This window comes from Streptomyces lincolnensis, assembly GCF_021173675.1.
In the GTDB taxonomy this organism is placed as follows: Bacteria; Actinomycetota; Actinomycetes; order Streptomycetales; family Streptomycetaceae; genus Streptomyces; species Streptomyces lincolnensis_B.
The window spans coordinates 409,529-432,934 of the sequence record NZ_JAIHON010000004.1 but is presented as its reverse complement, the minus strand read 5'-3'; the positions used below and the strand labels follow the sequence as shown (position 1 = coordinate 432,934).

Sequence of the window (23,406 nt, the reverse complement as noted above, 5' to 3'; positions counted from 1 at the left end):
GTGAGCTTGCTCACTGGCCGGGTCAGTCCAGCGGTACGGACTTCCGGGACGGATCCCGGAGGTCCGTGCCGTGCGTGAGCCAGCGCTCCTGGAGTGCCTGGGCGCCGTGCACCCGCTTCCAGGCGGCCTCGTTCGGGGTCATGGGGAGCAGGGGAAGGAACCGCACGGGGTCGAGGGGCGCGTCGAGCTCCAGGTCCTCGACCAGGCCGCCGGGCTCGGCGACCAGGACCGAGGTGAAGGGAGCGCCGGGCCACAGCGGCCCACCGACGTCCAGCGAGGCGCCGGGAGCCACGATCAGGCCTTCCACCTGCGGGGACGCGGCGAGCACGGCGAGCGGACGGAGTACCTTGTCGGTGTCGGCGGGACCGGAACGGACCGAGAGGACCAGCTCGGCGCGGGGCCCCGCGACCGGGTCGGCGATCATCGCCGTGGGGTCGCTCATCGGCTGGGCGGACATGCCGAGCGTGGCGTAGCGAACGACCGCGCCCTCCCTGGAGTCGCCCTGGAAACGCAGCACCTCGATGCGGTCCGTACCGAGGAAGGTGACCGCCGCGCGCGCGTCCGGCTCGCCCAGCGCGGTGCGCAACCGGGCCTCGACCAGAGGAAGAACATCAGCCATGCGGCGAGCATAGAACTCGTCAGTACCGGGCAAAGCAGCGCCTTGACAGTTTCGGTGACTGCTACTCTTGCCCGGTGGTTCGGGGCAGCACGCAGAAGCGTCGCGATCAAGCCCCGACGCCGACGACACTCCCTTACGAGGGACCGGCCGGAGGAGGTGGGGCTGCAATGGATCGAAGTCGACCGTGCAGTAGCACCCGCTCTCCGCGCCGCTGACTCGTTGCTCTGGCTCCGGCTGGTTGCCACCTCTCGCACTCGCTTCACCGCGGAAGAGCGCTTCGTTCGTTTTGCCTGATCTGTCTGAGCTGATTCCCCAGCTGTATCAGTAGCGAAGTTCGCCACCGCGACGCTGCGGTGCTCCCCGCTTTGTGGACGTGCCAAACCTCCGCAGTCAGGACGTCCCCATTCCGGGTAGTTCCACCCGTCGTCGGCGGCCTTTCGTTGCCTGTCACGAAGGAGCCTGCCATGTCGATGATCCGCGACCTGCGTGCCGTGGTCCGCCCGTCCCGCGTCTCCCTGCGCAAGGACACCGGCGCCTACGACACCACCCGCGACCCCTCGACGCCCTCCGCCGTCGTGGACTGCGCCATCTACCGCGACGGCGCGCGCGTCGTCACCGACAAGCCGCTGACCCCGCACGAGGCGATGCGCACGGTGCGCCGCGACGGAGGCTTCGTCTGGATCGGTCTGCACGAGCCGACCGAGGCCGAATTCTCCGGTATCGCCGGTGAGTTCGGGTTGCACCCGCTGGCCGTGGAGGACGCCGTGCAGGCGCACCAGCGGCCCAAGCTGGAGCGGTACGACGACTCGCTGTTCACCGTCTTCAAGACCATCCACTACGTCGAGCACGACCAACTGACCGCCAACAGCGAGGTCGTGGAGACCGGCGAGGTCATGTGCTTCACCGGACGGGACTTCTTCATCACCGTCCGGCATGGCGGCCAGGGTTCCCTGCGGGCGCTCCGGCACCGGCTCCAGGACGACCCGGAGCTGCTCGCCAAGGGCCCCTCGGCGGTGCTGCACGCGATCGCCGACCACGTCGTCGACGGGTACATCGCGGTCGCCGACGCCGTGCAGGACGACATCGACGAGGTGGAGACCGAGGTCTTCTCGCCGGGGCGCCGGGGCGGGGTCTCGCGCGGTGTGGACTCGGCGCGGATCTACCAGCTCAAGCGTGAGGTGCTGGAGTTCAAGCGGGCCGTGGCGCCGCTGCTGCGGCCCATGCAGCTGCTGAGCGAGCGGCCGATGCGGCTGATCGACCCGGACATCCAGAAGTACTTCCGGGACGTCGCCGACCACTTGGCCCGCGTCCAGGAGCAGGTCCTCGGCTTCGACGAGCTGCTCAACTCCATCCTCCAGGCCAACCTCGCGCAGGCGTCCGTCGCACAGAACGAGGACATGCGGAAGATCACGTCCTGGGCGGCCATCATCGCCGTACCGACGATGGTGTGCGGGGTCTACGGCATGAACTTCGACTACATGCCCGAGCTGCGCTGGAAGTTCGGATACCCGCTGGTCATCGGCATCACGGTGACCCTCTGTGTGGGCATCCACCGCACGCTGAAGCGCAACGGCTGGCTGTGAGGGCGCGTGGATAGGCTGAGCCCATGACAAGCGAGCTGCTCGACCAGGCCCTCGTCGAGGAGGCCACGAAGAAGTCCGGCCTCATCTGGGTCAAGGGTCCCGGCGGCCCGGCTCGCGCCCTGTGGCACGTGTGGCACGAGGGCGCGGCCTGTCTGGTCGGCGACGGGCCCGGGGAGCAGCCGCTGCCCGGTCTGGCCGACGGGACCGCTGCCGAGGTCACGGTCCGCAGCAAGGACAAGGGCGGCCGGCTGGTCTCGTGGCCGGCGAGGGTCGTGGAACTCGCCCCGGGGTCCGAGGACTGGGAGGCCGCCGTCGCGGAGCTGAAGGGCAAGCGTCTCAACGCCCCCGACGGCGAGGCGATGACCGAGCGCTGGTCCCGCGAGTGCCGGGTACTCAGGCTGGAACCGGCGGGGGCGACGGCGCCTCTGCCCGACGGTGACCTGGCCGCGGCGCCGCTGCCGACGCCGGCGACGACGCGGCAGCCGATCCCGGCGGGGCTGCCGCGGCTGCTGCTCAAGCGGCGCAAACGGAAGTAGTCGGGGCCGGGCTCGGCTCGGCCCCCGAACATCACGACGTCGGCAGCTGCTTGCCGTAGTCCACCGTGTCGTCCTTCTCCGGCTCGGTCAGGGGGAAGTCCTTGCCCCAGGCCGAGAAGGTCAGGGTGCCCGCACCGCCCGCACGCGCCAGGCGGAGCGGGTAGGGCTCGCCCTCCAGGGAGACGTCCAGGGTGCCGCCGGAGCCCTTGTCGCCGGTGACGCGGATGGTGCGCACACCGGCCAGTTCGTGGTGGCCGTCGGTGCCCAGCGAGCCGTGCAGGGTCAGCAGACTCTCAAGGAGAACGTCCATGTCCGTGAAACCGCTGAACTTCTTGTACGAGGGGTCGCCCTGCGGCACCTTCACGTACTTGCCGCCCAGCTTGTCGGCGGCCGCCGTGTCGGAACCGCCGCCCTTGTCGTCCGCGTGGGACCAGAAGTCCGCGTCCGCCTTGAGGAAGAGCGCCTCGCCGACCCGCAGCAGCTGGAAGGTCGTCCCCTCGGCGGTGACCGACCCGGTGGCGCCGTCGGCCTTCAGCCGCATGTCGAGCCGGTACGTTCGCCCGCCGGCCACCACATTGCCCGCGAGGCGTACGGAGTCGGCGGCGTCGGCGGCGGTACGGGTCCTGGACTGGATCTGCTCGGCCGGCAGCTTGCCGACACCGTTGGTGCCCGCGTCCGGATCCTCGCCGCATCCGGTCAGGCCCGTCCCCGTGACGGCCAGGGCGCACATCGCGCTCGCCAGTGCTGCCGTGGAGGTGTGGCGCCGGGGAATCGCAGTCACAGGTGGGGCTGCCTTTCTGACAGAGGTCCTTCAGCGGCGAGGGGCAGCGTACCGGGGTCCCACCGCCCGGACGGAGCCAGTCCGTCCGGACCGCTCACCAGGGCGTATCCGATCGGGACGGGCTAGCCTGAAGCCCACCCGAGCGGGCAATTCGGAACAGAGAGCCACCGATCTTCCGACGCAGTACCTCCCTACGAATCCCGCACGAAAAGGAAGCACAGTCATGGCAGCGGGCGCCCCCCGGATCTTCGTCTCCCATCTCTCCGGCGTCGCCGTCTTCGACCCGACCGGTGACCAGGTGGGCCGCGTGCGCGACCTGGTCGTCATGCTGCGTGTCGGGCGCCGGCCGCCCCGGCTGCTCGGGCTGGTCGTGGAACTCGCCACGCGCCGCCGCATCTTCCTGCCCATGACCCGGGTGACCGGGGTCGAGTCCGGCCAGGTCATCACCACCGGTGTCCTCAACGTCCGCCGCTTCGAGCAGCGGCCCACCGAGCGGCTGGTGTTCGGCGAGCTCCTGGACCGGCGCGTCACTCTTGTCGAGAGCCGCGAGGAGGTGACCGTACTGGACCTGTCGGTGCAGCAGCTGCCGGCCCGCCGGGACTGGGAGATCGACCGGGTGTTCGTCCGCAAGGGCGGCAAGGGCGGCGCCTTCCGCCGCAAGGGCGAGACGCTGACGGTCGAGTGGTCCGCGGTCACGGGCTTCGCCCTGGAGGAGCACGGACAGGGCGCCGAGAGCCTCCTGGCCACCTTCGAGCAGCTGCGCCCGGCCGACCTGGCCAACGTCCTGCACCATCTCTCCCCCAAGCGGCGCGTCGAGGTCGCGGCCGCCCTCGACGACGACCGCCTGGCCGACGTCCTGGAGGAGCTGCCGGAGGACGACCAGATCGAGATCCTCGGCAAGCTGAAGGAGGAACGTGCCGCCGACGTCCTGGAGGCCATGGACCCGGACGACGCGGCCGACCTGCTCTCCGAGCTGCCCACGGAGGAGCAGGAGCGGCTGCTGAGCCTGATGCAGCCCGGCGACGCCGCCGACATGCGGCGCCTGATGGCGTACGAGGAGCACACCGCGGGCGGTCTGATGACCACCGAGCCGATCATCCTGCGGCCGGACGCGACCGTCGCCGACGCGCTCGCCCGCGTCCGCAACGCCGACCTCTCGCCCGCGCTCGCCGCCCAGGTCTACGTCTGCCGGCCGCCGGACGAGACCCCGACCGGCAAGTACCTCGGCACGGTCCACTTCCAGAAGCTGCTGCGCGACCCTCCGTACACCCTGGTCAGCGCGATGATCGACGACGACCTGCAAGCCCTGGAGCCGGACGCGGCACTGCCCGTCGTCGCCGGGTTCTTCGCGACGTACGACATGGTCGCGGCGCCCGTCGTCGACGAGTCCGGTGCGCTGCTGGGCGCGGTGACCGTGGACGACGTACTGGACCACATGCTTCCGGAGGACTGGCGGGAGACGGAGTTCCACCTCACGGAGGGACACGAGGACGACGAACCCGGGAGCGACGCGTCCGACGGCGACGGACGCGACGAACTGGACGACGTACTGGAAGACGACCCGGTCGACGAAAGTACGGGCCCAGACACAGACACAGACACAGGCCCGGACGACACGGGCGCGGACGGCACACGCAACGGCCGCGAAGGCCACGGCAAGGGTGAGGAGGCGGGTTCCCATGACGCCTGAGCGTGAGACCACGACCGTGACCCGCGAGCGCACCCCCGCGGGCGCGACCGCCACCACCCGCTCCCGCCCCCGGCTGGACCAGCCGCGCCCGCCCCGGCGCCGGGTCCTGCCCGAGTGGGACCCGGAGGCCTTCGGACGGCTCTCGGAACGCATCGCGCGCTTCCTGGGCACCGGACGGTTCATCGTCTGGATGACGGTCGTCATCATCCTGTGGGTGCTGTGGAACATCTTCGCGCCGTACGACATGCGCTTCGACCACTACCCGTTCATCTTCCTGACACTGATGCTGTCGCTCCAGGCCTCCTACGCGGCCCCGCTGATCCTGCTCGCGCAGAACCGGCAGGACGACCGCGACCGGGTCAACCTCGAACAGGACCGCAAGCAGAACGAGCGGTCCATCGCGGACACCGAGTACCTGACCCGGGAGATCGCGGCCCTGCGGATCGGCCTGGGCGAGGTGGCCACCCGTGACTGGATCCGCTCGGAGCTCCAGGACATGGTGAAGGAGCTGGAGGAGCGGCGGGACGGGCATGTCGTATTCCCGGCAGAACGGCCGAGGGGACGTGACGTAGACGACCGGTGACGGGCATGACGGGGCCGCGGCGGGGCGCCGTACCATCGTTCTCATGGCTACGGAAGACGCGGTGCGTGAAGCACTGTCGACGGTGAACGACCCCGAGATCAACCGCCCCATCACCGAGCTCGGGATGGTCAAGTCGGTCGAGATCGGCGCGGACGGGGCGGTCGCGGTCACCGTGTACCTGACGGTCTCCGGCTGCCCCATGCGCGACACGATCACGCAGCGCGTGACGGACGCCGTCTCGGCGGTCGAGGGCGTCACGCGCGTCGACGTCACGCTGGACGTGATGAGCGACGAGCAGCGCAAGGAGCTGGCGACGGCGCTGCGCGGCGGCCAGACCGAGCGCGAGGTGCCCTTCGCCAAGCCGGGCTCGCTGACCCGGGTGTACGCGGTCGCCTCCGGCAAGGGCGGCGTCGGCAAGTCCTCGGTGACGGTGAACCTGGCGGCGTCGATGGCGGCGGACGGCCTGAAGGTCGGTGTCGTGGACGCCGACATCTACGGCCACTCCGTGCCGCGCATGCTGGGTGCCGACGGCAGTCCCACCCAGGTCGAGAACATGATCATGCCGCCGTCGGCGCACGGCGTGAAGGTCATCTCGATCGGCATGTTCACCCCGGGCAACGCCCCGGTGGTGTGGCGCGGGCCGATGCTGCACCGGGCCCTCCAGCAGTTCCTGGCCGACGTCTACTGGGGTGACCTCGACGTCCTCCTGCTGGACCTGCCCCCGGGCACCGGCGACATCGCCATCTCGGTGGCCCAGCTGGTCCCGAACGCCGAGATCCTGGTCGTGACGACGCCTCAGCAGGCCGCGGCCGAGGTGGCCGAGCGGGCCGGCTCCATCGCCGTCCAGACCCACCAGAAGATCGTCGGCGTGGTCGAGAACATGTCCGGCCTGCCCTGCCCGCACTGCGGCGAGATGGTCGACGTCTTCGGCACGGGCGGCGGCCAGTCCGTGGCGGACGGTCTCACCCGCACGACGGGCGCCTCGGTCCCGGTCCTCGGCTCCATCCCGATCGACGTCCGCCTCCGGGAGGGCGGCGACGAGGGCAAGCCGGTCGTCCTGACCGACCCGGACTCCCCGGCGGGCTCCGCGCTGCGGGCGATCGCGGGGAAGCTGGGAGGACGCCAGCGGGGCCTTTCGGGGCTGTCGCTGGGGATCACCCCGAAGAACAAGTTCTAGAAGAACAAGTTCGAGAGGAACACTCCCGCGGGGCGCGGAGCCGTATCGATGTACGGCTCCGCCGCGTGGGCGCGACCGGCCACAGCCGGCCGACGGCCCACGCGGCTCGGCGCTAGGCGTACTCGCCGATGTCCTTGATCATCGCGAACCCGAGCCCGTAGGCGCTCATCCCTCTCCCGTACGCCCCCACGTGCACCCCCGCCGGGGTCGAGCCGGCCAGGACCCAGCCGAACTCGGACTCGCGGTAGTGGAACGGTGTCGGAACGCCGTCCACCGGCAGGGACAGCGTGGACCACTCGGAGCCGGAGAGGTCGTCGGCCAGCGCCCACGCCGTCTCCGTCTGCTGGTCCAGCCAGTCGTCCCGGAGGGTGTGGTCCATCTGGCCCGGCCAGGTGAACGACAGCAGCCCCACCCCGGCGAGCCAGGCCGCCGAGGAGACCGACGTGGCCTCCAGCAGCCCCGTACCGTCGGCGCTCCTGCGGGACGGGTTCGCCGCGACGGTCACCACCACCGCGAACTTCTCCTTGTCCTCCGTGCCCTCGTGGCGGACCGAGGGCTCGTCACCGTGCCCGATCGACCCGTGCTCGACGGCACCGTCGGCCGCCGTACCGACCTGCATCAGCCATCTCGGCCCCGTGAAGGCCTCGTCGAGGCCGTACCACGGGAAGGGCGCCTCCAGGTAGCCGTCGACCGTACGCCGGGCGGAGGGGACCTGTTGCCCACCCTCCGCGGCCGGCGCCTGCGCGGCTGCCCGACTCGTCGTCTCCATGTACCCGGACGCCTCCTCGTTCTCGTCGGACCGGGACGGCCCGCCCCCCTTCGGGCGGCGCTACTCGTCGGAGTACGGCCCGCACAACAACTCGGCAGCATAGCCACACCGCTCCGAGCAGCGACGAAGGCTCCCGGCGCGCGGGGGGCCGGGAGGGGCGTGTTCAGGCCGCGACGAGGCCTGTCCGAAGTATGCGGAGTATGAAACGCATCACGTGCGGCACGACCGGCGTACGGCCTCAGACGGCGTACGCCTCAGGTGTCACACGGCTCAGGTGGCGTCCGCGTCGAAGGGCGGGCGGTCGTCCTTGCCCGGCTCCTCGGCCTTCTTGGTCATGTCGACACGCCCGCCGGACGCACCCGAAGAGTCCGCGGACGAGGAGGACTCGGCCTCACGGCCGTGGACCGCGTCCGTGACCTCGGCCATCTCCTTCTTCAGGTCGAAGCCGTTGCGGATCTCCTTGAGCCCCAGTTCGTCGTTGTCCAGCTGCTTGCGGATGAACGTCTTGGGGTTGAGGTCCTCGAACTCGAAGTCCTTGAACTCCGGGCCCAGTTCGCTGCGGATGTCCTGCTTGGCGCTCTCGGAGAACTCCCGGATCTTGCGAATCGTCCGGGTGATGTCCTGGATGACCTTCGGGAGCTTGTCCGGACCGAAGACGAGCACGGCGAGGACAACGAGCGTCACGACCTCGAGCGGTCCTATGTCATTGAACACCTGAAGCTCCTTGCGATGTCCTCGGTCCTCGGCCCTCGGGGGTCAGTGCGGTCTTCCGTGGTCCGGGCCGGGTCCACGGTACCCGGCGTTCCTGTACGACCGGTACTGTCCCGAGGGTTCCGACCGTGTCCACGTCGGCGGTTTTCCGGGTTGTTTGCCTTGTGGGACGGGGGAGGAACGCCCCATCTGTGAGGTTTGCGTCAATCACCGGCGGACGACCCCAGCACCAGCGAGATCGTCCGCTCCCGGCCGTCGCGCTCCAGAGTGAGTTCGAGACGGTCCCCGGGGCGGTGGGCGCGGGTCTTGACGATCAGCTCGTCGCCGGAGTGGATACGGCGGCCGTCGACCGCGGTGATGACGTCCCCCGCCTTGATGCCGGCCTTGTCACCGGGGCCGCCGACGGTGACCGCGGGCCCGCCGTCGTTGCCCTTGGCGCCGACGCGGGCGCCGTCACCCGGGTACTCCATGTCGAGGGTGATGCCGATCACCGGGTGGGTCGCCCTGCCCGTGTTGATCAGTTCCTCGGCGACGCGCTTGCCCTGGTTGATCGGGATGGCGAAACCGAGACCTATCGAGCCGGCCTGACCGCCGTCCGGGGCGGAGCCGCTGCCGGCCGAGCGGATCGCGGAGTTGATACCGACCACCCGGCCCCGCGCGTCGAGCAGCGGGCCGCCGGAGTTGCCGGGGTTGATCGGCGCGTCGGTCTGCAACGCGTCCACGTACGACACGTCGCTCCCGTCCTCGCTCTCGCCCCCAGCGGTGATGGGCCGTTCCTTGGCGCTGATGATGCCGGAGGTGACGGTGCCCTCCAGCTCGTAGGGGGCGCCGATGGCGACGACCGGGTCGCCGACCTGGACGTTCTCGGAGTTGCCGAGCGGTAGGGGCTTGAGCCCGCTGACGCCGCTCAGCTTCACCACGGCGAGGTCGTAGCCGCTGTCCCGGCCCACGACGGTGGCCTTGGCGGTGTCGCCGCTGTGGAAGGTCACGGTGATCTCGCCGTCGGCGCCGGCGGGTTCGACGACGTGGTTGTTGGTGAGGACATGGCCCCGGTCGTCCAGCACGAAGCCGGTGCCGGTGCCCTGTTCCCCGGCGCCGGACACATGCAGGGTCACCACGCTCGGCAGCGCCCGCGCGGCGATCCCCGCCACGCTGTCCGGAGCCCGCCCGGCGGGCTCCGGGCCCGCCTGCGGCAACTCCACCTCACCGATGCCCCCGTTGCGCTCCAGATACGCCCCTACGGCGCCTCCGACGCCCCCGGCCACGAGCGCGAGCAGCACGGCCGCCCCGGCCAGCGCCTTCCGGACCCGCCTGCGCCGCTGCCCGGTGCTGAGCACGGCCTCCCCGGTCTGCTGAAGGGGCGCGGCGGCCGCGGGGGCCCAAGGGTCGTAGTTCTGCCAGGGAGTGGGAGGGGGCTCGGGGGCGCCGGGGTCCTGGATGCCGGTGGCGGGGGCAGGGGCGGGAGCCGGAATGGGAGCCGGGATCGGCTCCGGAGCCTGGTCCGGCAGGGCGGGAGACGGCGCCTGGGCAGCGCTGGACGGCGGCACCGGAGGCACCGGCGCCGGCATCGCAGGACCCGGCACGGCCGTGCCCTGCGTCGGCGTGCCCTGCGCCGGTGTGGTCGCCGGATGCTGAACCGGTGGAGCGGGCGCCCAGGGGCCGGGCTCGCCGTAGGGCGGGGTGCTGTAAGGATCGGGGTCGTGCAGGGGCCCGGGCCGCTCGGTGGCCGTAGCCGAAACGTTGCTGCCGGGAGGTGCGGCCGGGGTCTCCCCCGCCGTTCCGGGGGGCGCCGCAGGCGCGCCCGTCCCTGTCACTTCCGCCCCTGTCTCCTCCACCGGCACAGTCGCCGACGTCCCGGGACGGGCCAGCTCGAAGTCGCCCTCGCTCCCGGACTCCCCCGTCGGCCCCTTGATGCCAGAGCCTGGGGCGGCCGTTTCCTCCGGCGCCCTCAGTTCGAAATCGCCGTCGGACGCCTCGGTGTGTGCACCGGATCCGGCGACGTCGTCCACCCCGCCCACTGTCGTGGGCTTCCCCTCGTTCATGCTCTCCCCAGTCACGGAACGGCCACGGCGCGGTTCGTCGGCGGTGGCCGCCGTTCGTCGACTCCCCTGGATTCAACCAGGTTGACGCGCGGCGGCGCAGGGGCCGGTCAGCGGGTGACGGCGGAACCGGGGGAAGGAGCGGGGGTGGCGTCGGGGGCGGGCGAGGCGAGCAGATCCGGACCGGAGAGGTCCGAGGACTCGGACCACGTGGTCAGGGAGAGCGGCGGCGTGGCACGGAGCGGGCGTATCAGAGGCGACATGGCGGCCGCGCCGGCCATCACCGGGGCGGCCAGCTCGTGGACGACCTCCTCGTACCGCCCCGCGGGCGTGGGCACCCCCGGCAGCAGCGGCGCGGACACCTCGGTCGGGGCGACCGGGGCGCTGCCACGCGTCTGGCCCTGCCCCTGGGCGAGCAGCGGGCCGGAGCCGCGGCGTCGCTGGCTCTCGGACGTGGCGACTCCCGTGCCCGGGCTGCGCGCCGGTGTCACATTGCTGCCCGTGCCGGTCCCGCCGCGCGCGTCGGCGCCGGTGTCGGTCGGCGTCACCGTGGTGACCCCGCCCAGCGCGATCGCGGCGAGCGACACCGCGCCGGCCGCGGCGAAGGCGAACCGCAGCCCGCGCGAGGACGACCGCTCGGCCTCGTGACGGCTGACGTCATGGATGCGGAAGCCGCCGCGGTTCGCGGCGGACGGCGGCAGTACCGGGGCGCCGTGCGGGCGCGCCGGGACATAGCCGAACTCGAAGCGCTCGCCGCGCTTCAGGCCGAAGACCCCGGTGGCTCCGGGGCGCGCGGAGAGTCCGTCGCCGAATCCTCCCCCGCCGAACGGCGAACCGTCGCCGTCCTCGGAGTCACCTCCCCCGGGAAGCCCCTGGAGCCGGGCCAGGAAGCTCTCCGAGGGCGGGGGCGGGGCCGCCTCCGCGAAGACGTTCTTCAGTCGGCGCTGGGCGTCCGCCTCGGCCTTGCACTTGGCGCAGGTGGCCAGGTGCGCGAGGACGCGGTCCCGCGACTCATGACCGAGCTCGCCGTCCACCAGGGCGGCGAGTCGGTCTCCCAGATGCTGTTCCGCGAGGCGCCCCTCGCCGGGTTCGGGCCGTGATCCACTCACGCGGTCGCGCCCCCTCCCCCCAGGGCGGGGACACGGGCCATGAAGGAGCGACGCTCGGCCCGGGCCTCCGGCGAGCGGTGCGCGAGAGCCTTCCGCAGCTGCGAGCGGCCGCGGTGGATCCGGGACCGGACCGTGCCCAGCTTGACGCCCAGGGTCGCGGCGATCTCCTCGTACGACAGTCCCTCGATGTCACACAGGACGACCGCGGCGCGGAACTCGGGCGCGAGGGTGTCCAGCGCCTGCTGGACGTCGGCGTCGAAGTGCGCGTCGTTGAAGACCTGCTGGGGCGACGGCTCACGGCTGGGCAGGCGCTCGGCCGCGTCCTCGCCGAGGGCGTCGAAGCGGATGCGCTGCTTGCGCCGGACCATGTCCAGGAAGAGGTTGGTGGTGATGCGGTGCAGCCAGCCCTCGAAGGTGCCGGGCGTGTACGTCGACAACGAGCGGAAGACGCGGACGAACACCTCTTGGGTGAGGTCCTCGGCGTCGTGCTGGTTGCCCGTCAGTCGATAAGCGAGCCGGTAGACGCGGCCGCTGTGCGTGCTGACGATCTCCTCCCACGTGGGCGGAGTCCACGCCTGGCCGTCCGCGTCGGTGGAGAAGGTCGCGGTCTGGGCGTAGTCGCCGGCGTGGCTGTGGTCAGCAGCGGTGTCGTTCACGGATTTCGGCCTGCCCGCCGATCCGAGGAAGCGCCGCAGCACTCCGCCCCGATCTCCGGGTACGGCCGCACCTCCCCTGTCGGCTCTGGTGGTGTCCAGTGGAGCCCCTACCATAGCCACCTCGCCCGTTAGCTCCGGATAAGCGGTTTTACGAGAATTTGATCTGGGCTGATACGGCTCGGCCCCCTGCGTCAGCAGTTGCTCGAACCCCGGCCCCGCGTCGTGATCCAACTGTGTCCCCCCGCTCCGTCTCCCACCCCTCTAAACGCCCGGTCCCATCTGCGGGTTCCCGGCGCCAACGGATACAGTCACGCCCAGGCAACCACGGGGCAAGGAGAGGGCCATTACCGGCAACCGGCAGACGAGCTGGGCGTTCGCCGACGCCTACGTCGCCGAGGACGAGGTGCTGCGCTGGGCCCGTGACCGGGCTCGTGAGGCGGGCCTGCGCTCGGTGTCGCCCGGCACGGGCGCGGCGCTGCGGTTGCTGGCCGCCTCCGTGGACGCCAAGGCGGTGGCCGAGATCGGCACCGGCACCGGCGTCTCCGGCATCCATCTGCTGCACGGCATGCGCCCGGACGGGGTGCTGACCACCGTCGACCCCGAGCCGGAGCACCAGCAGTTCGCCCGCCAGGCCTTCCGTGCCTCCGGCTTCGCCAGCAACCGGGCCCGCTTCATCCCCGGCCGCGCCCTCGACGTGCTGCCCCGGCTCGCGGACGCCGGCTACGACCTGGTCTTCTGCGACGGCGATCGGCTGGAGTTCCTGGACTATCTCGCTGAATCGTTGCGCCTGCTGCGTCCGGGTGGCCTGGTCGTGTTCGAGGGTGTTTTCGCGAACGGCAGGACGGTGGATTCGGGCCCGCAGCCCACGGAGGTCCTGCGGCTGCGGGAGCTGCTGCGCACGGTGCGCGAGACCCAGGAACTGGTGCCGTCCCTGCTGCCGGTGGGCGACGGCCTGCTGTGCGCGGTCAAACGCTGAGCAAGAGGACCAAAAAGGCCCTGAAAAGCCGCCCAGGCACCGCGTGCGGTGCCTGGGCGGCCGAAAGGGTATGGTCGCTTCCGCGCGTCAGCCGACGACCTTCTTGAGGGCGTCGCCGAGCGCGTCGGCCTCGTCAGGGGTCAGCTCGACGACGAGCCGACCGCCGCCTTCGAGCGGAACGCGCATGACGATGCCCCGCCCCTCCTTGGTCACCTCGAGCGGGCCATCGCCCGTCCGCGGCTTCATGGCCGCCATGCTCGTTCCCCTTCCTGAAACCAGCTCATAGTCAAAGCCGACAGCCCTGGAGGGCACGCGTGCTCCTGGAGTGGGACACGCGACACCGGCATCGAACACATTGCTTCCAGGCCATTATCCCGCATCTCAGGACCCGATGACCAACATCAGTCGGCATCGCTTGGGCAACGCGCGCGAGCAAAACCACTCAATTCGGCGATGTGACTGCGATACTGCGCCGCCGCGCGGAGTTCTGCCGACCAGAAGCCGTACGGAATTCTTTGACGCAGGTCACACGTCCGGTGCGGTCCTCCCGCGGTGATCTCCGCCATGCTGTCTTCGGACACAAGGACGTACTGACCGGTACGTCCGAACGGGCAGACCGGAGGGGACACGCCATGGCCGACACCGTGCTGTACGAGGTGAGCGACGGACTCGCGACGATCACGCTGAACCGTCCGGAGGCGATGAACGCGCTGAACATCGCGACCAAGGTCGCCCTGCGGGACGCGGTACAGGCGGCCGCCTCCGACGACGCGGTACGGGCCGTGCTGCTGACCGCCGCCGGGGACCGGGCGTTCTGCGTGGGCCAGGACCTCAAGGAGCACATCGGGCTGCTCGCGGAGGGCTCGCAGCAGGTCATGAGCACGGTCCGGGAGCACTACAACCCGGTCGTGCGGGCCCTGACGGAGATGCCGAAGCCGGTGGTGGCCGGGGTGAACGGCGTCGCGGCGGGGGCCGGGTTCGGGTTGGCGCTGGCCGCCGACTACCGGGTGGTGGCGGACACCGCGGGCTTCAACACGTCGTTCGCCGGGGTGGCGCTGACCGCGGACTCCGGCATCTCCTGGACGCTGCCGCGGGTGGTGGGGCCGGGCAGGGCCACCGATCTGCTGCTCTTCCCCCGGACCGTCACGGCGCAGGAGGCGTACGAGTGGGGGATCGCGAACCGGCTCGTGCCGGCGGCCGACCTGCACGCCGAGGCGGCGAAGGTGGCCCGTGCGCTGGCCGGGGGGCCGACGGTGGCCTACGGGGCGATCAAGGAGTCCGTGGCGTTCGGGTTCTCGCACTCCCTGGCGGAGACGCTGGAGAAGGAGGACGAGCTCCAGACTCGGGCCGGTGCCTCGGAGGACCATGCGATCGCGGTGCGGGCCTTCGTCGACAAGGAGAAGCCGAAGTACCTGGGGCGGTGACGTCGCCGTAGCGCCCCGCACCCCCGAAGCGTGTCCCTAAGGCGTGTTCCTGGCGACGCACGCTTCCAGGTGGTCGTCGACCAGGCCGCACGCCTGCATCAGGGCGTACGCCGTGGTCGGGCCGACGAAGCGCAGGCCCCGCTTCTTCAGGGCCTTGGACAGGGCCGTCGACTCCGGAGTGACCGCCGGGACGTCCCCGAGGGTCTTCGGGGCCGGGCCGCGAGCCGGGGCGTGCGACCAGATCAGCTCGTCCAGCTCGCCCGGGGCCCAGTCGGCCAGGACCCGGGCGTTGGCGAGGGTGGCGTCGATCTTGGCCCGGTTGCGGATGATGCCGGTGTCGGTGAGCAGGCGGTCGGCGTCGGCGTCCGTGAAGGTGGCGACCTTGGCGATCTCGAAGCCGGCGAAGGCGGCGCGGAAGCCCTCGCGGCGGCGGAGGATGGTGATCCAGGAGAGGCCGGACTGGAAGGCCTCCAGGCTGAGCCGTTCATAGAGGGCGTCGTCGCCGTGGACCGGGCGGCCCCACTCCTCGTCGTGGTACGTCACGTAGTCCGGGGTGGACAGGGCCCAGGGGCAGCGCAGCGCGCCGTCCAAGCCGGCGAGGGCACCGCCGTCGCTCACTGGTGGTCCTCCTCGGCGTGCTTCTCCATGGACATGTGGGCGGCGGTCCGGGCGCCGGCCAGGGCGGACTCCAGGTCGGCGATCCGGGCGTCCCGCTCGGCGAGTTCCGCGCCGAGGCGGCCGAGGGCGTCGTCGACGTCCGCCATGCGGTAGCCGCGGGCGGCCAGCGGGAAGCGGAGGCTCTCGATGTCGGCACGGTTGACCGGGCGGTCCGGGGGCAACGGGTCCTGGAGCCGTTCGGGGGCCACCTCGGGCAGGGGGCCGTCGCCCTCGCCGCCGCCCACCACGGCGAGCGTCACCGCGGCGACCACGACCGCGAGCGCGATGACCAGGAACAAGAACATAACCATCGCTGAGGTCCCCATGGTCGGTGCCGGCGGCCGGCCGCCGGCGTCGGATGTGTCAGGGTCCGATCGTGCCATGCGCGTCCGACAGTTAGGGTCGCAGGCGGCCACAGACGCCGACAACGCGGGACGTACGAAGTGAGGTCGCAGGGGATGCTCAGGCTGGGCAGGCGTGAATTCGGCGCTCACGAGCCGGTGATCATGGCGATCGTGAACCGCACCCCCGACTCCTTCTACGACCAGGGGGCGACCTTCCGCGACGAGCCCGCCCTCGCGCGCGTGGAGCAGGCGGTGGCCGACGGTGCCGCCATCATCGACATCGGCGGGGTCAAGGCCGGGCCCGGCGAGGAGGTGTCCGCCGAGGAGGAGGCACGGCGGACCGTCGGGTTCGTGGCCGAGGTGCGGCGGCGCTTCCCCGATGTCGTCATCAGCGTGGACACCTGGCGGGCCTCCGTCGGCGAGGCCGCGTGCCAGGCCGGGGCGGATCTGCTGAACGACGCGTGGGGTGGGGTGGATCCCGGGCTGGCGGAGGTCGCCGCGCGGTACGGGGTGGGGCTGGTGTGCACGCACGCGGGCGGTGCGGAGCCGCGGACGCGGCCGCATCGGGTGACGTACGACGACGTCATGGCCGACATTCTGCGGGTGACGGTCGGGCTGGCCGAGCGGGCCGTGGCGCTCGGGGTGCCTCGTCAGTCCGTGCTGATCGATCCCGGGCACGACTTCGGGAAGAACACGCGGCACAGTCTGGAGGCGACTCGGCGGCTCGGGGAGATGGTGGGGACCGGGTGGCCGGTGCTGGTGTCGTTGTCCAACAAGGACTTCGTCGGGGAGACCTTGGACAAGCCCGTGAAGGAACGGGTGCTGGGGACTCTGGCGACGACCGCTGTGTCCGCGTGGTTGGGGGCGCGGGTGTATCGGGTGCACGAAGTCGCCGAGACGCGGCAGGTGTTGGACATGGTCGCGTCGATCGCGGGCCACCGGCCTCCGGCGGTGGCCCGGCGGGGGCTGGCGTAGGCACCTTTTTCGCCCCCGCCGCCCCTACCCGTCCCATCCCTGGGGGCTGCCGCCCCCAGACCCCCGCTGTCGGCCCTTGAGGGGCCTCGTCCTCAAACGCCGGACGGGCTGAAAGACCCAGGGGCGCGGGGCTGTGCTGAATATGCGGCTACCGCCGCGCGGGCGCGACCAGCCCCCACCCACCCGCAGATCGGGGACGGGTAGGGGCGGCGGGGGCGGAAGAAGTTGCTAGCGGCCCGCCTCCTTCGACACCAGGGCCACCGCCTCGTCCACGTCGTCCGTCACGTGGAACAGCAGGAGGTCCTTTTCCGACGCCTTGCCCTGGGCGATCAGGGTGTTCTTGAGCCAGGAGACGAGGCCGCCCCAGTACTCGCTGCCGAACAGGACGATCGGGAAGCGGGTGACCTTCTGGGTCTGGACGAGGGTGAGGGCCTCGAAGAGTTCGTCGAGGGTGCCGAGACCACCGGGGAGGACCACGAAACCCTGCGCGTACTTGACGAACATCATCTTGCGGACGAAGAAGTACCGGAAGTTGAGGCCGATGTCGACGTAGGGGTTGAGCCCCTGCTCGAAGGGCAGCTCGATGCCGAGGCCGACGGAGATGCCGTTCGCCTCGCAGGCGCCCTTGTTGGCCGCTTCCATGGCGCCCGGCCCACCGCCGGTGATCACCGCGAACCCGGCTTCCACCAGGCCGCGGCCGAGCCGTACGCCCGCCTCGTACTCCGGCGAGTCCGCCGGTGTCCGCGCGGAGCCGAACACGCTGATGGCGGGCGGGAGTTCGGCGAGCGTCCCGAAGCCCTCGATGAACTCGGACTGGATGCGCAGGACGCGCCAGGGGTCGGTGTGGACCCAGTCGGACGGGCCGCCCGCGTCCAGCAGCCGCTGGTCGGTCGTGCTCGCCTGGACCTGGCCGCGCCTGCGGAGGACCGGTCCCAGGCGCTTCTCCTCCGGTGGCCGTTGCGTGCCCTCGGGGTTGCCTGTAGCCATGTGCGCTCCCTCCGCTTGCGGGTCTTTCCACCTCAGCGTAGATCTACGCGGGTTACGGACGGGGGACATAGGCATGTCCGCCATGAAGCGCCGTCACACACACCCGCCGGGGACGGATCCAGGAACGGATCCAGGACCAGTCCTGGATCAGGACGTCAGCCAGGCCTTGAGGCGTTCCTCCGCCACCGGGATCAGCGCCGCCTTCACTCGCTCGTCGACCTTGTGGGCCAGCAGCGGCTCCCCCGGGCTGTAGTTCACCGCGGGCACGCCCAGCGAGCTGAAGCGGGCCACGTCCGTCCAGCCGAACTTGGGGAAGGCCTCGCCGCCGACGGCCGCCATGAAGGCCTGCGCGGCCGGATGGTTCAGGCCGGGGCGGGCGCCGCCCGCGTGGTCGTCTACGACGAACTCGTCGACACCGCAGTCCGCGAAGTAGTCGCGGACGAAGGCCTCGGCCTCCTCCTCGGTGCGGTCGGGCGCGTACCGGAAGTTGACGACGACCGTGCAGGCGTCCGGGATGACGTTGGTGGCGACCCCGCCCTCGATGCGTACGGCGTTGAGGCCCTCGTGGAACTCCAGGCCGTCCACGACCGGCTTGCGCGGCACATAGGCGGCGAGCTTGGCGAGGGCGGGGGCGGCGGCGTGGATCGCGTTGGAGCCCATCCACGCGCGCGCGGAGTGAGCCCGCTCCCCGGTGAACTTCAGGAACATCCTGAGGGTGCCCTGGCAGCCGCCCTCGACCTGGTTGTTCGTCGGCTCCAGCAGGACCGCGAAGTCGCCCTCCAGCCACTCCGGGTGGGCCTCCGAGAGGTGCTTGAGGCCGTTGAGGTCCGCGGTGACCTCCTCGTTGTCGTAGAACACGAAGGTGAGGTCGCGGTTGGGGGACGGCACGGTCGCCGCGATGCGCAGCTGCACCGCCACCCCGGACTTCATGTCGCAGGTGCCGCATCCCCACAGGTATCCCTCGTCGTCCAGCCGGGAGGGGACGTTGGCCGCGATGGGGACGGTGTCGATATGGCCGGCGAGGATGACACGTTCCGGACGGCCGAGGTTCGTCCGGGCCACGACGTTGTTGCCGTAGCGGTCGACCGTCAGGTGCGGGAGGGCGCGCAGCGCGGTCTCGATCGCGTCCGCGAGGGGCTTCTCGGTGCCGCTCTCGGAGGGGAAGTCGACGAGCTGCGCGGTCAGCCGCGCGGCGTCCAGGGTGAGGTCAAGTGGGGTGTCAGCCATACTCTCGACCCTAGTGCCCGGGACCGGGCACAGACTTTCCCACCCGGCACACGCGACTCCGTACTCTCCAGTATCTTGTGCGGATGCCAGAGCAGTCCCCTCCTTCCAAGCGTCGCGGCCGCCTCTTCCGTTGCGGGGCGGCTTTCGTGGTCCTGTGCGCTGTCGCCGGGTATCTGGTGGTGCAGTACGTGACGGGCGGGGCCGGCGCCCCGGGGTGCAGAGTCGTCTCGGGCACGGGGGCGGGAAAGACGTACGAGTTCACGCCCGAGCAGGCGGTGAACGCGGCGACGATCGCCGCCGTCGGCACCGGGCGCGGGATGCCCGAGCGGGCCGTGACGATCGCGCTCGCCACCGCGCTCCAGGAGTCGGCGCTGCGCAACATCAGCCACGGCGACCGTGATTCGCTCGGCCTGTTCCAGCAGCGGCCCTCGCAGGGCTGGGGCACGCCGAAGGAGATCATGGACCCGGCCTACGCGGCCAACATCTTCTACGAGCACCTCGCCAAGGTCCGCGGCTACCAGGAGCTTCCGCTGACCGTGGCCGCGCAGAAGGTGCAGCGCAGCGGCTTCCCGACGGCGTACGCGAAGCACGAGCCGGACGCCACGCTGCTCGCCGCCGCCCTCACCGGGGAGTCGGCGGCCACCCTGACCTGCGCCGGGCGTCCGGGCACCGCGCAGGCCGCCGGCGCGGACGCGGTGCGCTCCGCGCTCGTACGGGACTTCGGGCGGGACGTGCTGGAGACGGCCTCCGCCGAGGTGGGGGCGGCGGAGTCGCCGGCGCCGTCCGCGGACACGGGCGACGGGCGGACCGTGACGCTGCCCGTGACCGCCGACACCACCTCCGGTTCCGGCCGCAGCCTGGAACAGCGCGGCTGGCAGCTGGCGCACTGGGCGGTGGCCAACGCCTCCGCGCTGCGCATCGAGCGGGTCGCGTACGCCGGACGGCAGTGGACGGCCGGGAACACCGACAGCCAGTGGCTGCCGACCGGCACGGACGGCGGGACGGCGGGGACGGAGCGGACCACCGGCTCCGTGCGCATCGTGACTGCGCAGTAGTGCGGGAGGTCACCCGGACGGGCTACGTCCGGTGGATTCGGGCGCGGGTGTGCGCAGGTTTTCGCCCTGTCACTCCCGTATCCGCCACAACCCTTGAAAACAAAGGGCTGTAAGGATTCGACGGACCGCCGAACCGGGCGCTTTTTGCCCGATTTTATCCGCAGCTGATAATGCGACGCATTACCAACTCTTTACGTTGGGCCGCCGCAACCTTCCGGGGCTTCGAGCGGTAGTCACTGCGTCCGAGATCGTTTCCTCCGTCAAAGGAGCACCATGTCCCTCCCCCTGACCCGACGGATCGCCCGTGCCGCGCTGCTCGTCGCTGCGGGAGCGGCTGCCGGGGTCGGTGCGGCCGGCTCCGCCAGTGCGGCCCCCGAGCTGCCGGCAGCCCCGAACCTCGGCGGACTGACCGCCCTGGACGGGGCGAGCGTCGGCAACACCGTCGACGGTGCCGCGCAGAACCTGACCGGCACCGCGGGCGAGACCGGCGGCAAGACGGTCCAGAAGGCGGTGCCGGCCGCGGGCAAGACCAGCGGAAAGGCCGTGAAGAAGGCGACGCCGGCGGCCCAGAAGACGGCGGGTGACGCGGCGGGCTCCGCCGGGGACATCGTCGGTGACACCGCGTCCACGGCGACGAAGGGCGGTCTGCCGACGGACTCCGTGACCAAGGGCGGCGGCCTGCCGGCCACGGACCAGCTGCCGGTCAAGAGCCTGCCGCTCGGCTGAGCACCTGGCTTCGGCCGAGTGATGGGGCCCAGGAATCACTTCCTGGGCCCCATCACTGTGTTCGGCGGCGGTTACCGCGCCAGTCGTTCCACCGCGGCCCGCACCCGCTCGTCCGAGGCCGTCAGGGCCACGCGGACGAACGTGGCGCCCGCCTCGCCGTAGAAGTCGCCGGGGGCCACGAGGATGCCGAGGTCGGCGAGGTGGGCGACGGTGTCCCAGCAGGACTCCTCGCGGGTGGCCCAGAGGTAGAGGCTCGCCTCGCTGTGCTCGATGCGGAAGCCGTGGGCGAGCAGGGCCTCGCGCAGGAGGGCACGGCGGGCGGCGTAGCGCTCGCGCTGCTCGTGGACGTGGGTGTCGTCGCCGAGGGCCGCCACGACGGCCGCCTGGGTCGGCATCGGCGTCATCATGCCGCCGTGCTTGCGGATCTCCAGCAGGGGCGCCAGGACGGCCGGGTCGCCCGCCAGGAAGGCCGCGCGGTACCCGGCCAGGTTGGAGCGCTTGGAGAGCGAGTGGACCGCCACGACGCCGTCGTACGAGCCGCCGTTGACGTCAGGGTGCAGGACCGAGACCGGGTCGGCCTCCCAGCCCAGCTCCAGGTAGCACTCGTCGGAGAAGAGCAGGATGCCGTGCGACCGGGCCCAGGCCACGATCCGGGTGAGCTCCGCCTTGGACAGGACCTTGCCCGTGGGGTTCGACGGGGAGTTCAGCCAGAGGAGCTTCAGACCCTCGGGGTCCAGCTCGGTCGGGTCGTCGTAGACCTCGTACTCCGCCCGTGCCAGCCGCGCGCCCACCTCGTACGTCGGGTAGGCCAGGCGCGGGTACGCCACCCGGTCGCCGGGGCCGAGGCCCAGCTGGGTGGGGAGCCAGGCGACGAGCTCCTTGGAGCCGACGACCGGCAGGACGTGCCGGTGGGTGACCTCGCGGGCGCCGAGGCGGCGCTCCACCCAGCCGCAGATCGCGTCACGCAGCGCCGGGGTGCCCCAGACCGTCGGGTAGCCCGGGGAGTCCGCCGCGTCGACCAGCGCTTTCTGGATCAGGTCGGGGACCGGGTCGACCGGGGTGCCGACCGACAGGTCGACGATGCCTCCGGGGTGCGCGGCAGCCGTCTTCTTGTACGGCGCCAGCTTGTCCCAGGGGAAGGTGGGCAGGCGGTCGGAGACTGCGGACACGGCGTTCGGGCTCGCTTTCGGGTCGTACGGGTCGTACGGCAAACGCCTCGGTCCCGTACGGGGTGATCGGTGCGATCAGGCCGTACGGGACCGAGGCGGCACGCCTGGGGGTGCCGGATGTTCAGGCCTGCGGCGGCAGCGCGGCGATGAACGGGTGGTCCCGCTCGATCAGCCCCAGCTTGCTCGCGCCACCGGGCGAACCGAGCTCGTCGAAGAACTCGACGTTCGCCTTGTAGTAGTCCTTCCACTCATCCGGGGTGTCGTCCTCGTAGAAGATCGCCTCGACCGGGCAGACCGGCTCACAGGCGCCACAGTCGACGCATTCGTCCGGGTGGATGTACAAGGACCGGGAGCCCTCGTAGATGCAGTCGACCGGGCACTCCTCGATGCAGGCCTTGTCCTTCACGTCGACACAAGGCTGCGCGATGACGTAGGTCACGCTGTCGTTCCTCCTCGATAGGGCGCTGGCGGGCCTCCTCAGGCTCCGCCGCCTGGCGCGCGGGAGCGCGGCGTCGTCGATGCCCGCCCCTAGTATCTCCGTTCTTGGGCATGATCCGAACAGGAGGGGTGAACCGACCTGTGGAAATCTCTGCGACAGGACGCCTTGTGGTGCGTATCTCCGCAGCTGACGTGGGCAAACGGGTCTCCGTCCGCCGCTCGACGGAGCCCGGTTCCACGCACGAGAAGTTCACCGACACGGTGGGTGTTCTCACATCATGGGACGACGGTGTGCTGCTGATCACGCGGCGGGACGGCCAGAGCGTCCGTATTCCGGAATCCGCGCTGGTCGCGGGCAAGGTCGTGCCGGCCGAGCCGGCCCGCCGCCGGGGTCCCGCGGCCTCGTACCGGGAACTGGCGCGGGTCGCCTCCCGGGCGTGGCGGCCGGTGGAGAGCGAGCGGCTCGGGGAGTGGGAGCTGCGGGCCGCCGGCGGGTTCACCCGGCGGGCCAACTCGGTGCTGCCGCTCGGTGACCCGGGGCTGCCCCTCGACGAGGCCCTCACCGTCGTACGCCGGTGGTACGGCGACCGCGGGCTGCCCGCCTATGTGCAGACCGCGACCGGGGCCGAGGGCACGCAGGAGCTGCTGTGCGCGGAGCTGGAGCGCCGGGGGTGGGCGCGGGAGGTGACCGCCGAGCTCTGGACCGGAGGGCTGGCGCCGGTCGCGGACCGGGCCGAGGCCACCGGGGTGGTGCTGTCCCGGGAGGCGGACGAGTCCTGGCTCACGCGCTACCAGCGCAAGGGGGTGGGCGAGGTGGCCCTGCGGGTACTGGGCAGCGGTCCTTCGGTGTGGTTCGCGACGGTGCCCTCGGAGGGCGGGGACGCTCCCGCCGCCATCGGGCGGTGTGTCGTGGACGGGCGATGGGCCGGCTTCGCCGCCGTCGAGGTGGATCCCTCGCTCCGGCGACAGGGGCTGGCCTCCCGGGTGATGGCCGCGCTGGCCCTCCGGGCGCTGGACGAGGGGGCGTCGGCCGCGTGGCTCCAGGTCGAGGCGGACAACGTGGGCGCGCGGGCCCTGTACGCCGGTATGGGGTTCGCGGCGCATCACGCGTACCACCACTATCGCGAGCCGGTGGCCTCCGGCGAGGCGCGGTAGTAGCGATCGCCGTGAAAGGG

At 71.4% G+C, this 23,406-nt stretch carries 25 protein-coding genes; 11 read left to right on the top strand and 14 right to left on the bottom strand.

The features are described 5' to 3' along the window. Positions 1 to 22: 22 nt before the first annotated feature. A complete protein-coding gene (locus tag K4B79_RS12805; protein WP_232026644.1) occupies positions 23 to 619 on the bottom strand; it encodes a suppressor of fused domain protein in 597 nt (198 codons plus the stop codon). Positions 620 to 1,083: 464 nt separating this feature from the next. On the opposite strand from K4B79_RS12805, the gene K4B79_RS12800 reads away from it, so the two are divergent. Both K4B79_RS12800 and K4B79_RS12795 read left to right on the top strand, forming a co-directional pair. Continuing rightward, entirely contained in the window at positions 1,084 to 2,202 is a 1,119-nt protein-coding gene (locus tag K4B79_RS12800; protein WP_232026643.1) for a magnesium and cobalt transport protein CorA, read from the top strand. Positions 2,203 to 2,225: 23 nt separating this feature from the next. Continuing rightward, positions 2,226 to 2,738, top strand: coding sequence for a hypothetical protein (locus K4B79_RS12795; RefSeq protein WP_232026642.1), 513 nt, complete (start codon positions 2,226 to 2,228; stop codon positions 2,736 to 2,738). A 31-nt stretch (positions 2,739 to 2,769) separates the two neighbouring features. Here K4B79_RS12795 and K4B79_RS12790 read toward each other — a convergent pair whose 3' ends face one another. Then, on the bottom strand, positions 2,770 to 3,519 hold the full coding sequence (locus tag K4B79_RS12790; RefSeq protein WP_374208457.1) for a hypothetical protein: 750 nt from the start codon (positions 3,517 to 3,519) through the stop codon (positions 2,770 to 2,772). A gap of 223 nt (positions 3,520 to 3,742) precedes the next feature. Between K4B79_RS12790 and K4B79_RS12785 the strand changes: the two genes are divergently transcribed. Genes K4B79_RS12785 through K4B79_RS12775 form a run of 3 tightly spaced genes read left to right on the top strand, consistent with a single transcriptional unit; the run spans position 3,743 to position 6,969 of the window. Next, positions 3,743 to 5,209, top strand: coding sequence for a magnesium transporter MgtE N-terminal domain-containing protein (locus K4B79_RS12785; protein WP_232026641.1), 1,467 nt, complete (start codon positions 3,743 to 3,745; stop codon positions 5,207 to 5,209). After that, positions 5,199 to 5,792: a DUF1003 domain-containing protein gene (locus K4B79_RS12780; protein ID WP_232026640.1), complete on the top strand. Its 594-nt coding sequence runs from the start codon at positions 5,199 to 5,201 to the stop codon at positions 5,790 to 5,792. Before K4B79_RS12785 ends, K4B79_RS12780 begins: the two co-directional genes overlap by 11 nt. Positions 5,793 to 5,835: 43 nt before the next feature. Then, positions 5,836 to 6,969: an Mrp/NBP35 family ATP-binding protein gene (locus K4B79_RS12775; RefSeq protein WP_232026639.1), complete on the top strand. Its 1,134-nt coding sequence runs from the start codon at positions 5,836 to 5,838 to the stop codon at positions 6,967 to 6,969. 112 nt (positions 6,970 to 7,081) lie between these two features. On the opposite strand, the gene K4B79_RS12770 is transcribed toward K4B79_RS12775, so the two are convergent. From K4B79_RS12770 to sigE, 5 genes are all read right to left on the bottom strand, one after another. Continuing rightward, a complete protein-coding gene (locus tag K4B79_RS12770; RefSeq protein ID WP_232026638.1) occupies positions 7,082 to 7,738 on the bottom strand; it encodes a hypothetical protein in 657 nt (218 codons plus the stop codon). A 270-nt stretch (positions 7,739 to 8,008) separates the two neighbouring features. After that, on the bottom strand, positions 8,009 to 8,452 hold the full coding sequence (locus K4B79_RS12765; protein ID WP_232026637.1) for a sec-independent translocase: 444 nt from the start codon (positions 8,450 to 8,452) through the stop codon (positions 8,009 to 8,011). 200 nt (positions 8,453 to 8,652) lie between these two features. Continuing rightward, positions 8,653 to 10,491, bottom strand: coding sequence for a S1C family serine protease (locus K4B79_RS12760; protein ID WP_232026636.1), 1,839 nt, complete (start codon positions 10,489 to 10,491; stop codon positions 8,653 to 8,655). A gap of 107 nt (positions 10,492 to 10,598) precedes the next feature. Continuing rightward, positions 10,599 to 11,597: an anti-sigma factor family protein gene (locus K4B79_RS12755; RefSeq protein ID WP_232026635.1), complete on the bottom strand. Its 999-nt coding sequence runs from the start codon at positions 11,595 to 11,597 to the stop codon at positions 10,599 to 10,601. Then, complete coding sequence (sigE, locus tag K4B79_RS12750) at positions 11,594 to 12,367, bottom strand: RNA polymerase sigma factor SigE (protein ID WP_232026634.1); 774 nt, start codon at positions 12,365 to 12,367, stop codon at positions 11,594 to 11,596. The genes K4B79_RS12755 and sigE overlap by 4 nt, the downstream gene beginning before the upstream one ends. Before the next feature lie 229 nt (positions 12,368 to 12,596). Between sigE and K4B79_RS12745 the strand changes: the two genes are divergently transcribed. Continuing rightward, complete coding sequence (locus tag K4B79_RS12745) at positions 12,597 to 13,229, top strand: O-methyltransferase (RefSeq protein ID WP_232026925.1); 633 nt, start codon at positions 12,597 to 12,599, stop codon at positions 13,227 to 13,229. 87 nt (positions 13,230 to 13,316) lie between these two features. Here K4B79_RS12745 and K4B79_RS12740 read toward each other — a convergent pair whose 3' ends face one another. Next, positions 13,317 to 13,484 carry a DUF3117 domain-containing protein gene (locus tag K4B79_RS12740; RefSeq protein ID WP_003966491.1) on the bottom strand — a complete coding sequence of 56 codons (168 nt, stop codon included), beginning with the start codon at positions 13,482 to 13,484 and terminating at the stop codon, positions 13,317 to 13,319. Between the two features lie 377 nt (positions 13,485 to 13,861). Between K4B79_RS12740 and K4B79_RS12735 the strand changes: the two genes are divergently transcribed. Next, a complete protein-coding gene (locus tag K4B79_RS12735) occupies positions 13,862 to 14,653 on the top strand; it encodes an enoyl-CoA hydratase/isomerase family protein (protein ID WP_232026633.1) in 792 nt (263 codons plus the stop codon). Between the two features lie 36 nt (positions 14,654 to 14,689). On the opposite strand, the gene K4B79_RS12730 is transcribed toward K4B79_RS12735, so the two are convergent. Both K4B79_RS12730 and K4B79_RS12725 read right to left on the bottom strand, forming a co-directional pair. After that, the gene (locus K4B79_RS12730; protein ID WP_308280433.1) at positions 14,690 to 15,271 is read right to left on the bottom strand and encodes a DNA-3-methyladenine glycosylase I; all 582 of its coding nucleotides are present in this window, start codon (positions 15,269 to 15,271) and stop codon (positions 14,690 to 14,692) included. Continuing rightward, positions 15,268 to 15,615: a DivIVA domain-containing protein gene (locus K4B79_RS12725; RefSeq protein ID WP_232026923.1), complete on the bottom strand. Its 348-nt coding sequence runs from the start codon at positions 15,613 to 15,615 to the stop codon at positions 15,268 to 15,270. Before K4B79_RS12725 ends, K4B79_RS12730 begins: the two co-directional genes overlap by 4 nt. Before the next feature lie 153 nt (positions 15,616 to 15,768). On the opposite strand from K4B79_RS12725, the gene folP reads away from it, so the two are divergent. Beyond that, complete coding sequence (gene folP / locus K4B79_RS12720; protein ID WP_232026632.1) at positions 15,769 to 16,629, top strand: dihydropteroate synthase; 861 nt, start codon at positions 15,769 to 15,771, stop codon at positions 16,627 to 16,629. Between the two features lie 228 nt (positions 16,630 to 16,857). On the opposite strand, the gene K4B79_RS12715 is transcribed toward folP, so the two are convergent. Further along, positions 16,858 to 17,616: an LOG family protein gene (locus K4B79_RS12715; protein ID WP_232026631.1), complete on the bottom strand. Its 759-nt coding sequence runs from the start codon at positions 17,614 to 17,616 to the stop codon at positions 16,858 to 16,860. A gap of 147 nt (positions 17,617 to 17,763) precedes the next feature. Continuing rightward, complete coding sequence (dapE, locus tag K4B79_RS12710; protein WP_232026630.1) at positions 17,764 to 18,843, bottom strand: succinyl-diaminopimelate desuccinylase; 1,080 nt, start codon at positions 18,841 to 18,843, stop codon at positions 17,764 to 17,766. Positions 18,844 to 18,926: 83 nt separating this feature from the next. Here dapE and K4B79_RS12705 point away from each other — a divergent pair, with 83 nt between their 5' ends. Next, on the top strand, positions 18,927 to 19,898 hold the full coding sequence (locus K4B79_RS12705) for a heavy metal transporter (protein ID WP_232026629.1): 972 nt from the start codon (positions 18,927 to 18,929) through the stop codon (positions 19,896 to 19,898). Between the two features lie 273 nt (positions 19,899 to 20,171). Beyond that, positions 20,172 to 20,624 (top strand): ATP-binding protein, encoded by a 453-nt coding sequence (locus tag K4B79_RS12700; protein WP_232026628.1) that lies wholly within the window; start codon positions 20,172 to 20,174, stop codon positions 20,622 to 20,624. A gap of 71 nt (positions 20,625 to 20,695) precedes the next feature. Here the strand turns inward: K4B79_RS12700 and K4B79_RS12695 are convergent, their stop codons facing one another. Beyond that, positions 20,696 to 21,793: a bifunctional succinyldiaminopimelate transaminase/glutamate-prephenate aminotransferase gene (locus K4B79_RS12695; RefSeq protein ID WP_232026627.1), complete on the bottom strand. Its 1,098-nt coding sequence runs from the start codon at positions 21,791 to 21,793 to the stop codon at positions 20,696 to 20,698. Positions 21,794 to 21,914: 121 nt separating this feature from the next. Beyond that, entirely contained in the window at positions 21,915 to 22,232 is a 318-nt protein-coding gene (gene fdxA / locus K4B79_RS12690; protein WP_007384503.1) for a ferredoxin, read from the bottom strand. A gap of 140 nt (positions 22,233 to 22,372) precedes the next feature. Between fdxA and K4B79_RS12685 the strand changes: the two genes are divergently transcribed. Then, positions 22,373 to 23,386, top strand: a complete 1,014-nt coding sequence (locus K4B79_RS12685) for a GNAT family N-acetyltransferase (protein WP_232026626.1) — start codon at positions 22,373 to 22,375, stop codon at positions 23,384 to 23,386. Positions 23,387 to 23,406 lie beyond the last annotated feature (20 nt).

What these genes read in the sequence shown, in the direction of transcription:
- K4B79_RS12805 (WP_232026644.1), bottom strand. Translation starts at nt 619, where the DNA reads ATGGCTGATGTTCTTCCTCTGGTCGAGGCCCGGTTGCGCACCGCGCTG.
- K4B79_RS12800 (WP_232026643.1), top strand. Translation starts at nt 1,084, where the DNA reads ATGTCGATGATCCGCGACCTGCGTGCCGTGGTCCGCCCGTCCCGCGTC.
- K4B79_RS12795 (WP_232026642.1), top strand. Translation starts at nt 2,226, where the DNA reads ATGACAAGCGAGCTGCTCGACCAGGCCCTCGTCGAGGAGGCCACGAAG.
- K4B79_RS12785 (WP_232026641.1), top strand. Translation starts at nt 3,743, where the DNA reads ATGGCAGCGGGCGCCCCCCGGATCTTCGTCTCCCATCTCTCCGGCGTC.
- K4B79_RS12780 (WP_232026640.1), top strand. Translation starts at nt 5,199, where the DNA reads ATGACGCCTGAGCGTGAGACCACGACCGTGACCCGCGAGCGCACCCCC.
- K4B79_RS12775 (WP_232026639.1), top strand. Translation starts at nt 5,836, where the DNA reads ATGGCTACGGAAGACGCGGTGCGTGAAGCACTGTCGACGGTGAACGAC.
- K4B79_RS12770 (WP_232026638.1), bottom strand. Translation starts at nt 7,738, where the DNA reads ATGGAGACGACGAGTCGGGCAGCCGCGCAGGCGCCGGCCGCGGAGGGT.
- K4B79_RS12760 (WP_232026636.1), bottom strand. Translation starts at nt 10,491, where the DNA reads ATGAACGAGGGGAAGCCCACGACAGTGGGCGGGGTGGACGACGTCGCC.
- sigE (WP_232026634.1), bottom strand. Translation starts at nt 12,367, where the DNA reads ATGGTAGGGGCTCCACTGGACACCACCAGAGCCGACAGGGGAGGTGCG.
- K4B79_RS12740 (WP_003966491.1), bottom strand. Translation starts at nt 13,484, where the DNA reads ATGGCGGCCATGAAGCCGCGGACGGGCGATGGCCCGCTCGAGGTGACC.
- K4B79_RS12735 (WP_232026633.1), top strand. Translation starts at nt 13,862, where the DNA reads ATGGCCGACACCGTGCTGTACGAGGTGAGCGACGGACTCGCGACGATC.
- K4B79_RS12725 (WP_232026923.1), bottom strand. Translation starts at nt 15,615, where the DNA reads ATGTTCTTGTTCCTGGTCATCGCGCTCGCGGTCGTGGTCGCCGCGGTG.
- folP (WP_232026632.1), top strand. Translation starts at nt 15,769, where the DNA reads ATGCTCAGGCTGGGCAGGCGTGAATTCGGCGCTCACGAGCCGGTGATC.
- K4B79_RS12715 (WP_232026631.1), bottom strand. Translation starts at nt 17,616, where the DNA reads ATGGCTACAGGCAACCCCGAGGGCACGCAACGGCCACCGGAGGAGAAG.
- dapE (WP_232026630.1), bottom strand. Translation starts at nt 18,843, where the DNA reads ATGGCTGACACCCCACTTGACCTCACCCTGGACGCCGCGCGGCTGACC.
- K4B79_RS12705 (WP_232026629.1), top strand. Translation starts at nt 18,927, where the DNA reads ATGCCAGAGCAGTCCCCTCCTTCCAAGCGTCGCGGCCGCCTCTTCCGT.
- K4B79_RS12700 (WP_232026628.1), top strand. Translation starts at nt 20,172, where the DNA reads ATGTCCCTCCCCCTGACCCGACGGATCGCCCGTGCCGCGCTGCTCGTC.